Origin of the sequence: Polaribacter sp. 20A6, from assembly GCF_011378915.1 — a bacterium.
GTDB classification, from domain to species: Bacteria; Bacteroidota; Bacteroidia; order Flavobacteriales; family Flavobacteriaceae; genus Polaribacter; species Polaribacter sejongensis.
Map to the genome: position 1 here is coordinate 1 of NZ_WTPZ01000154.1, position 507 is coordinate 507.

A 507-nucleotide genomic window follows, 5' to 3' on the forward strand; every position below is an offset into this window, starting at 1 on the left:
AGTGGGGAATATTGCACAATGGGCGCAAGCCTGATGCAGCCATGCCGCGTGTGTGAAGAAGGCCTTCGGGTTGTAAAGCACTTTCAGTCAGGAGGAAAGCGTGGTGGTTAATACCCATCATGTGTGACGTTACTGACAGAAGAAGCACCGGCTAACTCCGTGCCAGCAGCCGCGGTAATACGGAGGGTGCGAGCGTTAATCGGAATTACTGGGCGTAAAGCGTACGCAGGCGGTTTGTTAAGCGAGATGTGAAAGCCCCGGGCTCAACCTGGGAACTGCATTTCGAACTGGCAAACTAGAGTGTGATAGAGGGTGGTAGAATTTCAGGTGTAGCGGTGAAATGCGTAGAGATCTGAAGGAATACCGATGGCGAAGGCAGCCACCTGGGTCAACACTGACGCTCATGTACGAAAGCGTGGGGAGCAAACGGGATTAGATACCCCGGTAGTCCACGCCGTAAACGATGTCTACTAGAAGCTCGGAGCCTCGGTTCTGTTTTTCAAAGCT

The 507-nt window shown here is 52.9% G+C and carries 1 rRNA gene; it reads left to right on the plus strand.

The annotated features are described in order from the left end of the window. A 16S ribosomal RNA gene (locus GQS57_RS18770) occupies nt 1–507 on the plus strand; the annotation flags it as partial.